This is a genomic window from Neobacillus fumarioli NBRC 102428, assembly GCF_001591485.1.
Classification (GTDB): domain Bacteria; phylum Bacillota; class Bacilli; order Bacillales; family Cytobacillaceae; genus Neobacillus; species Neobacillus fumarioli.
In genome coordinates this window covers 1-13,720 of record NZ_BCUZ01000066.1, presented here as the reverse complement: position 1 = coordinate 13,720, position 13,720 = coordinate 1, and the positions used below count along the sequence as shown (strand labels likewise).

Annotated in this window: 13 protein-coding genes and 3 pseudogenes; 5 read left to right on the top strand and 11 right to left on the bottom strand. The window is 39.3% G+C overall.

Features of this window, described 5'->3' with window-relative positions:
* Positions 1-50: 50 nt before the first annotated feature.
* The 3 genes from BFU02S_RS17005 to BFU02S_RS10595 all read right to left on the bottom strand — a co-directional run bounded on the left by BFU02S_RS17005 (position 51) and on the right by BFU02S_RS10595 (position 2,083).
* On the bottom strand, positions 51-224 hold the full coding sequence (locus BFU02S_RS17005) for a hypothetical protein (protein ID WP_169797591.1): 174 nt from the start codon (positions 222-224) through the stop codon (positions 51-53).
* A gap of 493 nt (positions 225-717) precedes the next feature.
* On the bottom strand, positions 718-1,488 hold the full coding sequence (locus BFU02S_RS10600; protein ID WP_066370203.1) for a hypothetical protein: 771 nt from the start codon (positions 1,486-1,488) through the stop codon (positions 718-720).
* A gap of 166 nt (positions 1,489-1,654) precedes the next feature.
* On the bottom strand, positions 1,655-2,083 hold the full coding sequence (locus tag BFU02S_RS10595; RefSeq protein ID WP_066370200.1) for a MarR family winged helix-turn-helix transcriptional regulator: 429 nt from the start codon (positions 2,081-2,083) through the stop codon (positions 1,655-1,657).
* Between the two features lie 219 nt (positions 2,084-2,302).
* On the opposite strand from BFU02S_RS10595, the gene BFU02S_RS10590 reads away from it, so the two are divergent.
* Positions 2,303-3,544, top strand: a complete 1,242-nt coding sequence (locus BFU02S_RS10590) for an MFS transporter (protein WP_066370199.1) — start codon at positions 2,303-2,305, stop codon at positions 3,542-3,544.
* Between the two features lie 163 nt (positions 3,545-3,707).
* On the opposite strand, the gene BFU02S_RS10585 is transcribed toward BFU02S_RS10590, so the two are convergent.
* Genes BFU02S_RS10585 through BFU02S_RS10570 form a run of 4 tightly spaced genes read right to left on the bottom strand, consistent with a single transcriptional unit; the run spans position 3,708 to position 6,998 of the window.
* Complete coding sequence (locus BFU02S_RS10585) at positions 3,708-4,433, bottom strand: sirohydrochlorin chelatase (RefSeq protein WP_066370197.1); 726 nt, start codon at positions 4,431-4,433, stop codon at positions 3,708-3,710.
* A gap of 40 nt (positions 4,434-4,473) precedes the next feature.
* Complete coding sequence (gene cysC, locus BFU02S_RS10580; protein ID WP_066370195.1) at positions 4,474-5,073, bottom strand: adenylyl-sulfate kinase; 600 nt, start codon at positions 5,071-5,073, stop codon at positions 4,474-4,476.
* Between the two features lie 12 nt (positions 5,074-5,085).
* Entirely contained in the window at positions 5,086-6,234 is a 1,149-nt protein-coding gene (gene sat / locus BFU02S_RS10575; RefSeq protein WP_066370193.1) for a sulfate adenylyltransferase, read from the bottom strand.
* A 47-nt stretch (positions 6,235-6,281) separates the two neighbouring features.
* Positions 6,282-6,998, bottom strand: coding sequence for a phosphoadenylyl-sulfate reductase (locus tag BFU02S_RS10570; protein WP_066370186.1), 717 nt, complete (start codon positions 6,996-6,998; stop codon positions 6,282-6,284).
* 196 nt (positions 6,999-7,194) lie between these two features.
* Between BFU02S_RS10570 and BFU02S_RS10565 the strand changes: the two are divergent.
* Positions 7,195-8,048: pseudogene (locus BFU02S_RS10565) on the top strand (MBL fold metallo-hydrolase).
* A gap of 42 nt (positions 8,049-8,090) precedes the next feature.
* Here the strand turns inward: BFU02S_RS10565 and htpG are convergent.
* A complete protein-coding gene (gene htpG / locus BFU02S_RS10560) occupies positions 8,091-9,971 on the bottom strand; it encodes a molecular chaperone HtpG (RefSeq protein ID WP_066370180.1) in 1,881 nt (626 codons plus the stop codon).
* A gap of 114 nt (positions 9,972-10,085) precedes the next feature.
* Positions 10,086-10,937, bottom strand: coding sequence for a 2OG-Fe(II) oxygenase (locus tag BFU02S_RS10555; RefSeq protein WP_066370177.1), 852 nt, complete (start codon positions 10,935-10,937; stop codon positions 10,086-10,088).
* Between the two features lie 218 nt (positions 10,938-11,155).
* Here BFU02S_RS10555 and BFU02S_RS10550 point away from each other — a divergent pair, with 218 nt between their 5' ends.
* Positions 11,156-11,776 (top strand): YitT family protein, encoded by a 621-nt coding sequence (locus BFU02S_RS10550; protein ID WP_369690665.1) that lies wholly within the window; start codon positions 11,156-11,158, stop codon positions 11,774-11,776.
* Positions 11,777-11,791: 15 nt separating this feature from the next.
* On the opposite strand, the gene BFU02S_RS10545 is transcribed toward BFU02S_RS10550, so the two are convergent.
* Both BFU02S_RS10545 and BFU02S_RS10540 read right to left on the bottom strand, forming a co-directional pair.
* Complete coding sequence (locus tag BFU02S_RS10545) at positions 11,792-12,262, bottom strand: adenylyl-sulfate kinase (RefSeq protein WP_066370175.1); 471 nt, start codon at positions 12,260-12,262, stop codon at positions 11,792-11,794.
* 29 nt (positions 12,263-12,291) lie between these two features.
* Positions 12,292-12,996 (bottom strand): annotated as a pseudogene (locus BFU02S_RS10540) (phosphoadenylyl-sulfate reductase).
* A gap of 34 nt (positions 12,997-13,030) precedes the next feature.
* Here BFU02S_RS10540 and BFU02S_RS10535 point away from each other — a divergent pair.
* Together BFU02S_RS10535 and BFU02S_RS10530 are read left to right on the top strand one after the other, a co-directional pair.
* Positions 13,031-13,471: pseudogene (locus BFU02S_RS10535) on the top strand (MFS transporter); the annotation flags it as partial.
* 54 nt (positions 13,472-13,525) lie between these two features.
* On the top strand, positions 13,526-13,714 hold the full coding sequence (locus BFU02S_RS10530) for a hypothetical protein (protein ID WP_066370173.1): 189 nt from the start codon (positions 13,526-13,528) through the stop codon (positions 13,712-13,714).
* Positions 13,715-13,720 lie beyond the last annotated feature (6 nt).

Below are 13,720 nucleotides of genomic sequence, written 5' to 3'. Positions count from 1 at the left end.
AAAAAGTCGATTTTATCGACCTTTTGGGTCAGCCTCTATTTAGAACATAATTACTTCATTTTTAAATTCTCTGCTTGGTCCTTAATATACTGATCCCGCTTGCCACCATCTGATAATTCTTCTGAAAATTCATGAACGTCCTCATTCCCTGTAAGGTACCCTGTTCTTAATGTTTTTGGTGGCAAATTATTATTTGGGGCAGCTTGTTCATTCCATTTACCCAAGAGCACATCACCTCTTTTTATAGTATAAAAATTACATGCTAGATTATCCGAATATTTTTGGACTATAAAAAAAATCTTTGTCAGGTTCGTCACAATATTAGCTAGTTCTTCATAAACTATTATTAAACAATAATAAAATAGGATTTGATTTTACACTATATTCCCTTTAAAAGAATAAATATTCCATTTTTCCCCCATACTATTGCTATACAGTGAGGTGAAAAAAATGGGACTTCTCAACACCTTTGATCGGTGGAAAGAGACAAGATATCAACATCATGTCTCCATGATGAAAGAACAAGGCAAGTGTCCTGACTGTCATGGACGGGGCTACACCGTCTATCCTTTTACTGAATTCGCTTACTTTAATTCCATGGATTGCCCGGGATGTCAAGGCAGTGGGGATTATGCAGATTGGGAAGAAACAAGATGATTATAGATTGAAGAATAGATAAACCCCTTCATTTGAACATTTATGAAGGGGTTTCGCGTGTTAAATATATCCATTAATAACAGCATTTTCTAACTCTTCTTCCAATTCTTGTGATACTTTCCCGGAAAGAAGGGCTTCCTGTAATTCCTCATCCGTAATTACAGCTCCGGCTTTCTGCCATTCTTCATCCATTAAGACTTGAACTATACTCTCCTGTACTTCTTTCTGATCTTGTAAATCTTTCACTTCCGACACCTTAGAATGGTCGAATTGATCCGTTTCTTGATCTAACCCCGCTTCAAGTCCCAGCCTTTTCATCTTATTCTCAAGGTAGTACTCTTCATCACTCCAATCTAAATATTCTTCTCGAATGGCATAATAGGACTGGAGGTATTCATTTTTATCTTTTATTAAATTTTTCAGAAAATCATGCTTTGCCTTCATTAATTGATAGCGTAATCTTTTCTTTTCTTCGGCGATTTCCTTTACATATTTTTGTTTTAGATGATGAATTTTATTTACAACTTTTTCTAATCGTTTTTTCTCATTTCGATCTAGCTCTTGAAGCTTATGATCTAGTTCCTTTTTAATGTTACCTGCTTGTTGCAAATCTTTTTTTGCAACAAGCAAGGTTTCCTCGTCTACCTCCCCCCGTTTAAATGCTTTAGAAATTCGTTTATAACGCCCCTTAACATCCCTCAATACCAAATTCCTTACCTCATATTCCTCCTTAATCTTTAATTTGGCATGATGAAAGCTTTCCCTTATTTTTTCTGCTTCATCTAAGCATTTTTGCAACTCTGAATCATACTTTCCAAAATCCATTCCCAAAAAGTCTCCCTCCCTGAAATTCCACATTTCTTTCTATCGTTACTAACCAAAATATGCAGGGGGAGGTGTATTTGTCCTTCATACTTTTCATATAATCATTTATTCCCTGAAAAATCCGAAAAAGTCCTATATACAGATGCTACTGACTAGAGCGCTACTTGCTTTTCTATTTACCTATTACAGATTGATTCCATTTTCTTAAAAGCTTGCCAAGCATTTCGCGCTCCTCTGGCGTCCAGTCTTTTGTTGTTTCTTCAATAATGTTCATCCTAATTTGCTTCGTTTCCATTAATACCTTCAAACCAGACTCTGTTATTTGAAATGAATAGGCTCTTCCGTCTGTCGGATCGGGTATTTTGTATAAATACCCCTTTTGTTCCAATGCAGCAGCCTGTCTGCTTACAGTAGAAATATCAAGCTGAAATTCGGAAGCTAAAGCTTTCACTCCTGCAGCCCCATATGTGGCAATTTGGTGAAGCAAAAGATAGGCGGAACGATCGATTACACCGATTAATTTTCTGTTTGTTGCATTGGTAATTCGGCGAATCAGAATGGCCAATTCAAGTTCGATCATTTCTAAATACTTATCATACATATTTCTAACTTCCTCACTCTTTATGATCAATAATTAATATTACTATACCATATCATTCTTATTTAAGGATAAATACAATAATATTGGAAAAACATATTGACTCAGTGGAAAATATTTGTATAATACAATTATATAGTTTCGTTATACAACTATTTTTTGGTAAATTTAAAGCAGAACATAAACAAAGAGAGAAATTTTTTTAAAAAGGGGAAATAAGGAATGGCTTCTTTTCAACGCGCAGCGTCAACTGTACATGATGCTGCTGTAAAACATCAGGAAAAAGTAAGTTTGCTGAAACAGCCAAAAGCGGTTTGGGCTGTCTTCTTTGCCAGCATTATCGCCTTTATGGGTCTTGGACTTGTAGATCCGATTTTGCCGGCGATTGCCAAAAACCTACAGGCAACACCAAGCCAGGTAACGCTGTTATTTACTAGCTACAATGCTGTTATGGCGGTGGCAATGTTAATTACCGGAGCGATTTCTTCAAGATTGGGAATTAAATGGACATTGCTTTCCGGTATCATTATCATCGCTGTTTTTTCATGTCTTGGAGGATTGTCCAACGGCATTTGGGTTTTAGTGGGCTTGCGCGGCGGCTGGGGCTTGGGCAATGCATTGTTTGTGGCCACAGCTCTAGCTGCAATTGTTTCTTTGTCAAAAAGCGGAACCGCAAAAGCAATCGTATTATATGAAGCAGCAGTCGGGTTGGGAATATCCGTCGGTCCGCTCCTTGGAGGCCAATTAGGCAGCATTTCTTGGAGAGGTCCATTTCTTGGAGTTGCTTCATTAATGGTTATCGCTTTTATTGGACTTATTGCCTTGATGCCGAAACCAGATACAGATATCACTATTCAATCTAAACAATCGATCCTGGACCCATTCCGGGCTTTAAAATTTCGTGCTTTGCTGACTTTTGGAATCTCAGCAGCGCTATATAACTTTGGATTCTTTACCTTGCTTGCCTATGCACCGTTCGTCTTGGGACTGGATGAACTTGGATTGGGTTATGTCTTTCTTGGGTGGGGAATTTTGCTTGCAATTACTTCCGTGTTCATGGCTCCAAAACTGCAACAACGGTTTGGAACGATCAAATCGATGTGTACGATGTTAACGTTATTTGCTTTACTTTTACTGGCAATGGGCATTTGGACAAATACTCAATGGGTGATTATTGCGGCGATCATTATTGCCGGCGCTGTGTTAGGAAATAATAATACATTGATTACGACAGCCGTTATGAATTCTGCTCCAATCGAACGTTCAACAGCTTCCGCCGCATATAGCTTCCTGCGTTTCATTGGCGGCGCGATTGCCCCATACTTTGCCGGGAAATTAGCGGAATGGTTTAATCCTCATATTCCATTCCTTGTCGGCGCATTATTTGTCCTTCTGGCCATGCTGTTTATCTGGTTCAACTCCCACCATGTAAAACATGTTGATTCAGTAGAATCAGGACATTAAATGATAAAAAGGGATTTGCTATTTTTGGCAAATCCCTTATCTTTTAGTCACTATTCAATAAGTTCCACATCAATGCTCTTTTCTATTCGACAAAAGGTGATTCTTCAAAAGGCATTATCCATAAATCCCCACTAGCATCTAACCCAAATACAGTAAAATACTGTTACCCTTGAGTTGCCCGCCTGATGATTATCTCTTCGATGACTCGGTGCCTGCTTAGCGGACCTGTATGCATGATAGGCAGACCTTTGTTTTGAAGAACTCGCAAAGAATGGTTGAGTTCATTTAATAACAGACCTGGAAACAGAAGGTACGGAACAACAATGATCCGTCTTGCAGCTTGTTCACAAATGGACTGCAATCCCTCCTTCAAATTTGGTTCTGCTGCAGCCAAGTAGCAAACGGAAACATGTTTTACACCAGTCCTTTTTTTTATACCTGATGTAATTTCCGCAAAAGCTTTATGTATTTCCTGGTCACTGCTGCCTCTTCCGACAATTAAAATGGAATCCCGCGCTGAAAAGTCAGCCGCGGTCTCCATAATCATTTCAGCCACACCGTCCAAGATTTGTTCCTGTACACCGAATGGATCTCTTACATTCAACTGAACTTGCGGATATTTCTCCTTAAGGGATGAAAGAACGTTTGGAATGTCTTCTTTAATATGACCGGCAGCCAAAAGAAATAAAGGTACAACTGTGATTTCATCAGCTCCCCGCTCAATGCAGCGCCTAAAGCCTTCCTCGATAGAAGGAGATGTAAGTTCAAGAAAGCTGATTTCTTGAATCGGCACATCAATTTGGTCCATTACTCTTATAATAAAGGATTTTACCTCTTCCGCCCCTTTTTTGTAACGGGTACCGTGGCCAATATAAAGAATCGCCTTCATGCACGCTACTCCTTTCCCCTAAGACAATACCTCTTTATAGTTAAAGAATATGTTTATCTCGTAAATAAGCCAATACTTGGTTTACTGCCTCTTCAACAGAAACCTGGTCAGAGTGAATCGTAATTTCAGGCCGTTCCGGTGGTTCATATGGTGAATCAATACCGGTAAAATCTTTGATCTCACCGCGGCGCGCCTTCTCGTAAAGTTTTTTCGGATCTCGTCGTTCGCATTCCTCTAACGGACAGTCAATAAACACCTCTATAAATTCTCCCTCATCAAATAAAGCTCTCACCTGATCACGATCAGAGCGAAAAGGAGAAATAAAGGCGGTAGTGACAATTTTTCCACTGTCAACAAAAAGTTTGGCCACTTCTCCAATGCGCCGAATGTTTTCCGACCGATCATGTTCCGTAAAGCCAAGGTCTTTGTTTAGACCGTGGCGGATGTTATCCCCATCCAGTACATATTCATTAATACTTTGACGAAACAATTCATAGGAAACTGCATTCGCAATAGTGGATTTTCCTGATCCGGAAAGACCAGTAAACCAGAGAACACAGCTGCCATGACCGTTTTGAATGCGGCGGTCCTGTTTTGAGATCGTTGCTTCATGCCAGGTGATATTCGTTGATTTCGCCATTGTTTCTTCTCCTTATACTGTTGTCTTTTCCCCTAATCCTTCAATCAGTACTTCTACTACTTCTTTACGGCTAAAAGTAGAAGGTGGTAATACACCTGAACGGAGCATTTCCCTTACTTTTGTACCGGAAAGAATGACTCTGTCTTCTTTGCCGTGAGGGCAAGTTTTGTCAGAGGCCATTCCTTCGCATTTTATGCAATAGAAGCTATGTTCAAAGAATAATGGCTTAATACCCAGCTCTTCCTCGCTAAATTCACTGAAAATAAGTTGGGCATCATATGTTCCATAGTAATTGCCAACCCCTGCGTGATCCCTTCCGACAATAAAATGAGTACAGCCGTAGTTTTTACGTGCAATCGCATGGAAAATTGCTTCCCTTGGTCCGGCATATCTCATTGCTGCAGGATGAACGCCCAATTGAACACGTTCTTTTGGATAATAGTTTTCCAGTAATACCCGATAGCTTTTCAGGCGAACTTCCGCGGGGATATCATCTGATTTGGTTTGGCCGACAAGTGGATTAACGAACAGTCCGTCAACCGTTTCCAGTGCTGCTTTTTGAATGTATTCATGTGCCCGGTGAATTGGATTTCTTGTTTGGAATCCGACCACCGTCTTCCATCCCTTTGCTTCAAATATTTCCCGGGTTTCTTTCGGCTCGAACCAGACATCATCAAAGACTCCCTTTTCCGGCTTTTTCACCAGAACGATCTCCCCGGCCACATAAACCGATCCTCTTTCAAAGAGACGTCTAACACCCGGATGTGCTAGTTCATCTGTTTTATAGACTTCCAAAGCTTCTTTCGTTAAGTCTGGTTCATACCACTCAGAAACCTTAACAACTCCATATACTATATTGTTAAATTTTAGTTTGATTTCTTCTCCGACGGTCAATTTTGCTGCCACCTCATGTGATACGGGAAGTGTTACCGGTATCGACCAAATAGTGCCATCAGCTAAACGCATAGAGGTAACAACGGATTCATAATCCTCTTTTCCAAGAAAACCGGTTAACGGACTAAATACCCCCACAGCAATTAACTCCAAATCACTTAGGGCAATCGAATCAATTTCGATCTCTTTCTCTGCATTGCTTAAATCATAATCCGGATTAAATGCTTGGATGAGTTTTCCACCATGTGGTTTTGGTAAATATGACATTTTCTCAACCTTTCTTTATATGAATCTGGTAATTTGCTAATAAATCTTTACTTCACATGTAAACCGCATTCTGTTTTACCGCTCCATGCCCATCGTCCGGCACGAGAATCTCCTCCACCTTCAACCGGCAGCGTGCATGGAAAACAGCCGATGCTTGGATAATTATGATCATGCAATTGGTTATATGGGAGATCATTTTTACGGATGTATGCCCATACTTCATCCCATGTCCAATGAATCAATGGACAGATTTTAATATTTTGAAATTTTTCATCCCTATTAACGAATTCTGTACTCCGGCGTGTAGGCGATTGTTCCCTGCGCAAGCCAGAAATCCAAGCTTCTTTAGCCGTGAGCGTTTCCCGCAATGGAATAACCTTTCTTATTTGGCAGCATTGGTTTGGATCTCTTTTCCACAAAGCGGAGCCATATTGAGCTGCTTGTTCATCCAAACTAAGGGTTGGTTTTTTCTTCTCGATTTTCAACTCCGGAAAGCGTCTTTCTATTTTATCAATTACTTCATAAGTTTCAAGAAAATGCAAATCTGTATCAAGAAAAACAATATGGACATCTTTCTTCACTTGATAAATTAGGTCAATTAAACAAATCGCCTCTGCGCCAAAGCTTGAGGAATATACAATTTTGTCTTCCGGATAATTCTGATAAGCCCATTCTAAAACAGCTAAAGCACCTTTTGTGTCATTATCAACCGAAAAGGTATCCGAAATGGGTTTCCAATGATCATATGTTACCTTGCTGGTCATAGGCATCAGCCTCCTCTCCTATTTAAAAGCTCATCGTTTAATAAAATTAATCCTATTATACCAATAGGATTTTGTCAATATGATGTTTCTAAAAAATTTAACTATTTCGATCAAAACAGTAGGAATTGATATGGTGAATAATTAGAAAACTTTGTGAAAACTATGCAAAACCATAATTTCCAAGGAGTTTTTAAAAATTGATAAAGAGATGTCCTATGGATGTGACTATAAATTTATTCCGACCACATCGATCACAAGCGGGGTTGGAATTAGTGTACTTCCTGATATATACTGCTATACGATTCATATTGTTAATATTTGTTTTGTCAAGAATTTAGAAACAAAAGAATTCATTTTAATTGATGCGGGTATGCCAAATTCGGCAAATGAAATTATTGGGGTAGCGGAAAAACGTTTCGGCGACGACAGTCGTCCAATAGCAATCTTGTTAACTCATGGTCATTTTGATCATGTAGGGGCGTTCTTGAATTAGTTGAACGTTGGCAAATTCCAGTCTATGCTCATGGGTTCGAACTCCCTTTTTTAACAGGAAAAAAGAGCTATCCGGAACCAGATCCGACTGTTGAGGGAGGGTTGGTGGCAAAAATATCTTCGTTATTCCCAAATGAGCCAATTTATTTAGGAAGTCATATTAAGCCGCTTCCTGCTAACGGAAGTGTCCCCCATTTGCCAGAGTTCCGTTGGATTCATACACCCGGTCATACACCTGGACATGTTTCATTTTTCCGTGAGAAAGACAGGATGCTGATCGCTGGCGATGCCTTTATAACAGTTAAACAAGATGCGTTACTTAAAGTTTTAACGCAGGATAAAGAAATTAACGGCCCTCCAAGATACTATACCACTGACTGGAACAATGCATGGGAATCTTTAAAAAAACTGGCTGCATTAAATCCGGCTTATGCTGTATGCGGGCATGGCAAACCCATGACGGGCGAAGCGTTGACAAATGGCCTGTACAAATTGTCAGAGGAATTCGACAAGGCGGCCATTCCGGATTTTGGGAAATATGTTAACAAACCAAACTAAAAAAGGTGTCAGGCACCAAATGGCGTCTGACACCTTTTTACTTTAGACCATTACTTTACAAATATTATTCGTAAACTCTACAGGGTCTTCAATTGGCAGTCCTTCAATTAGGAGTGCCTGATTGAACAAAAGATTTGTATACAGGGATAGTTTCTCTTTATCTTTTGCAAATGCTTCTTTTAAAGAATGAAATACATCATGATGAACATTAATCTCCAAAATCTTATCAGCTTTGATATTTTGGCTGTTAGGCATTGCGTTCAGCACTTTTTCCATTTCAATAGAGACAGCACCATCAGTTGTTAAACAGACAGGATGAGATTTTAAGCGTTTAGAGACTCTGACGTCTTTTACTTTTCCATCAAGAATAGTCTTCATATAATCGAACAGCTCTTTGTTTTCTTTCTGTTCTGATTCGATCTCTGCCTGATCCTCATCAGCTTCAATTCCCAGGTCGCCGCTTGCTGCGGATCTGAATTCTTTGTCTTTATAACTCATCAGCATTTTGATCGCAAATTCGTCAATGTCATCTGTGAAATAGAGGATCTCATAGCCTTTATCTGACAATAGTTCGGTTTGCGGCAGTTTTTCGATTCGTTCGTTTGTTTCTCCTGTAGCATAATAAATATATTTTTGATCTTCCGGCATCCTAGAAACATATTCCTCTAAAGTAACTAGCTTTTTCTCTTTAGAGGAATAGAACATCAATAAGTCCTGCAGTTCCTCTTTATGCGCCCCGAAATCATTGTAGACGCCGAATTTCAACTGCCGGCCGAAGGACTGATAAAATTTCTCATATTTGTCTCGTTCATTTTTCAGCATGCTTTGTAGTTCACTTTTAATCTTTTTATTGATATTTTTGGCAATCAGCTTTAATTGCCGGTCATGCTGCAGTAGTTCCCTGGAAATATTAAGCGATAAATCCTCTGAATCCACCATGCCTTTGACAAAGCTGAAATAATCAGGCAATAGGTCGGCACATTTATTCATAATCAAAACACCGCTCGAGTATAATTCCAATCCCTTTTCATAATCCGCCGTGTAATAATCAAAAGGCGTTTTCTCAGGAATATAGAGGATTGCATTATACCTGACGGCTCCGTCTACGCTAATATGGATATGCTTTAGCGGCTTGTCGAAGCCATAACGTTTTTCCGCGTAAAAATTATTATAATCTTCATCCTTCAGTTCATTTTTATTCTTCCGCCAAATCGGGACCATGCTGTTGATCGTTTCTTCTTCTTTGTACTCCTCATATTCGTTGTCACTACCCTCTTTCAGTCGGCTTTTCGTGACATCCATTTTAATTGGGTAACGGATGAAATCGGAGTATTTCTTAATAATCGCTTTCAGACGATACTCTTCTAAGTATTCATCATAATTTTCATCTTCTGTATTCTCTTTGATCTTTAAAATAATCTCCGTGCCGACGGAATCTTTTTCACATGGAGAAATGGTATATCCTTCCGCACCTTTTGATTCCCATTTATAAGCTTCATCGCTTCCAAGCGCTTTACTGATAACTGTTACAACATCTGCCACCATGAAGGCTGAATAAAAGCCCACGCCGAATTGCCCAATAATATCGAAGCCATCTTTAAGCTCATTCTCGGTTTTAAAGGCTAAAGAACCGCTCTTGGCGATCGTTCCAAGATTATTCTCTAGCTCATCCTTTGTCATTCCGATCCCGGTATCGATAATTTTCAGGTGACGTTTATCTTTATCAGCTTCAACTTTTATGTAGTAATTCTCTTTGTCAAATGTCAATGTGTCGTCTGTCAGCGCTTTATAATAAATTTTATCGATTGCATCGCTGGCGTTGGAAATCAGCTCTCGCAGAAAAATTTCACGATGAGTGTAAATGGAGTTGATCATCATGTCTAGCAATCGTTTCGATTCTGCTTTAAATTGTTTTGTTTCCATTAAGACCTCTCCTTTCATTCTTTTAAAACAATTAGCACTCTATCATGGTGAGTGCTAAATAATTTAATATCATAAAATAATGAATTCGTCAATCATTCCCATTCTTAAAACCATTTAGAAGCGGGCAGTTATTTCTCCCTGGCGGATCCATTTGGTGGCTGCCCATTTCTCCCCAGCAATGACCGGAATACTTCTATGAAGGGATAAACGGTCCGTTTGTCCCTTGTTGTTTCCATAATGAAAATAAAGGGCAGTCCCTTTCTTTGGTGTGACAGAAAGGCCAATTTTCGGAAAAATCGTTTCCCCGCCGGACTCTACATCATTTAAATACATTAATATGGTACCTACTCTTTGTCCTCCTTTAGCCGTTTCCAGTTTATTTTGAGGGAAATAATCAAAATGTGATTTATATTCTTCTCCTTTTTTGTAATGCAGAACTTGAAGATCTTCCCCATGACTTTCTGGAATATTGATAAATTCCGCGATTCGTTTTTCAATACTGGCAATCAAGGGGTTTTCGTGCAAGCGGAAATACGCACCCGAGCTTGTCCTGCCCGGAACTGTTTTTTTGACTCCTGTAATAGGATCATACACTTCGGAAGGGGTTAATCGAGGTTTTGAAATCTTGATCAGTTCATCACATTCCTCTGGATTCAGGAGGTTTTCGACAAAAAGAATATAAGGTTTCTCGATTTTCATTAGCACCTTTATTTCTCTGTCAGACGTCTTAATAACATTGCCTTTTTGAACAACCTTTGGGGCTTCATACACATATGGCTCTTGGGGTTGGTTTATAGTATGAACCTCTCTTTTGGTTACTAATTTAAGTAAGGTAGAATAAGCAAAGATCGGATCAAATCCTTTTTTAATCATCGCGTCCGCGATTTTCTCCGGGTTCACGCCCGTTTTTAGCGTACTGGTCAACCAGTCTTTTAATTCATTTGTCATGTGGGCTATCTTTTTCATCTGATGGTTCTCCTCCCTTAATTCAAAAAGGATTCTTTCTCTCCAGACTTATAATTTTACCTAATTATACAATTATTCTACTGGATTATGCCAATTGGATAATTGCTATTTCAAACAATTCAACATATTCTTTTTTTACCTTCATAAAATGGACAAGGAAGTTCTATAGGGGGAATGAATGTGGATGAAATCAGTATAGTATTTTGAAATCTCAGTTTATGATGAGAAGAATACTATTAACCTACGCCTGCCTTTTATTCGGCGCTGTACTGCAAGGATTATCCATGTCCTTATTTTTGTTCCCACACTCTATTCCTTCCGGAGGAGCAGCAGGGCTTGCGATTTTAATGAATCATTGGTTCCATTCTTCCCTTGGGTTTTCACTCTGGCTGGCAAACATTATGTTTTTGTTGTTTGCATTGAAATATTTCGGCTTTACTTGGACATTGCGAACCATCCTTTCTGTAGCAACGACTTCCACTACTGTCAGTTTCGTAACTTCCTTGATTCCTCATCCACATGTACATATTTTGTTAGATCTGGTTTGTGGTTCGCTCTTTTTTGGCATTGGTGTCGGATTACTGATCCGCGCAGGTGCCTCCAGCGGGGGAATGGTCATACCAGCATTAATGATCGCTTCATATGAAAAATGGAGTCCAGGTAAAGTCATGATGGGCATCAACCTGTTCATATTTTTATTAACTGCATTAGTGATTGATTTTAAGATTGTTGGCTATGCTGTAATTTGCCAATTTTTCTCTACTAATATAATTGATTTTATTTATGAACTCGAATTTCAAAAAATCAGTTTCTTATCCGCCAATTGGCGTAAAAGATAGAAGATCCTCTTGGATTTAGAGGATCTTCTTTTCGGATAAATAGGTTAGGACTTTTTTGACCGATTGCTCGATTGTCAGTTTATGAGTTTCGATCACAATCTCCGGGTGAACCGGCAATTCATAGGGAGAAGAAATCCCTGTAAACTCCAGAATTTCCCCATTTCTTGCCTTTCTGTATAACCCTCCGTTATGGACTAAATGGATCTGTTCACCGATGGATAATTCTGCTGCTTTTTTCTCGGTAACAGCTAATGTAATCGGTAATGAACAGGGGATACCGTTTGCAAATCTCATATCAGCTAAAACGGATTCATAATCTGCTTTCCCCATAAATCCATCAAGCGGACTATAGGCTCCATTAGCGATTAATTCCAGGTCGCTCAATTCAAGCTGAACCAGTTCGACAAAATTTAATGAAAAATTTTGAACTGCTTTTAAGTCGATACGATTAATCAATGTACCGCCATGTGGCATATTTTTATACACGGTCTTTTTCCCTCCTGAGCGATACTTCATTATGCTTGATGCAGGCCGCACTCTGTTTTCGTATGTCCAGCCCACCTGCCGTCGCGAAATTGAGCACCTAGTGATGTCACAGGCAGGGTACAAACAGAGCAGCCGATGCTGGGATATCCTTTATCATGCAAAGGATTGTATGGGAGATTGTTTAATTTGATATATGTCAAAATATCATCCCATGTCCAATGGATCAGAGGGCAAATTTTTACTTTCCGAAATTTATCATCCATATTAATGTATTGGACTTTACTTCTTGTCGGTGACTGATCACGTCTTAGCCCGGATATCCATGCTTTTGCCTCGGTTAATGCTTCCTATAACGGAACGACCTTTCTCATATGGCAGCAGAGATTAGGATTATATCTCCATAGCTCATCTCCATACCACTTCGCTTGCTCCTTAAGTGATACTTTCGGCTTTGTCAAATGAATTTGTAGTGAAGGATAACGAGCTTTAACTTGTTCAATTAAGTCATACGTTTCCGAAAAATGCAGTCCCGTATCAAGAAAAATAATTTTTGCGTCTTTTTTCACTTTATGAATTAAATCAACCAGCACGATTCCCTCAGCACCAAAGCTGTATGCATAAATGATGTCCTCACCGTATTCACGAAAAGCCCATTTTAAAATGTCCAAATAGTCCTTTTCGTCGTTCAAAATTGCAGAAACCGATTCATCATCCCGATTTTCGTAAGTTAACAATAGTAAAGCCTCCCTTTCCCCCTAAAATCCCCTCTCCTATCTTACCGGAAGTAAAATTGGTAAAAGAATGAAATTGATGAAGGCTTTAATTGTCTTAGGATTACTTCTAATGACCACCTCTTTTGCCGCCATGATTATTTTCAAAAAATTAATACCATTCTTTACCGTACTTGCAGTCAGCAGTATTGGGACCGGACTCGTTCTGCCCTGTATTAACAGCTTTATCACAGGAGCGGTACCTGCTGACCGGAGGGGATTTGTCACTTCCCTTTATGGATCGGTCAGATTTTTAGGAGTCGCAATCGGTCCGCCGATATTTAGCAAATTAATGGAATGGTCGCGAATGGGGATGTTCTTGACAACCGCGGGTCTCACCCTACTTTGTGCACTTCTATGTCTTGTTCTTATTCAGGTTGCTAAGAAAGAACCGACCAAACAAAAAGAGTCGCTGTTCGAAAAACTGCAGTTTACATAGAAAAACGGAAGCCGCTAGCGCATGGAGCTAGACAAATAAAAGGAGTTGTAAAATATGCAGATCTATTTTGCACCAGAAGTGATGACACCAAACTTTCAAGTGCTGAATGTTGTTGATTCGAACAACAAGACGTTCGGCAATGTTGCCTTTTTATACGATGAAAAAAAACTTTATGTATATGGAATTCTTGAAGAAGAAGGTGTCGACGCTGATTTTAAAGATTTAGTTGAGACTGTCGATTAACTATAT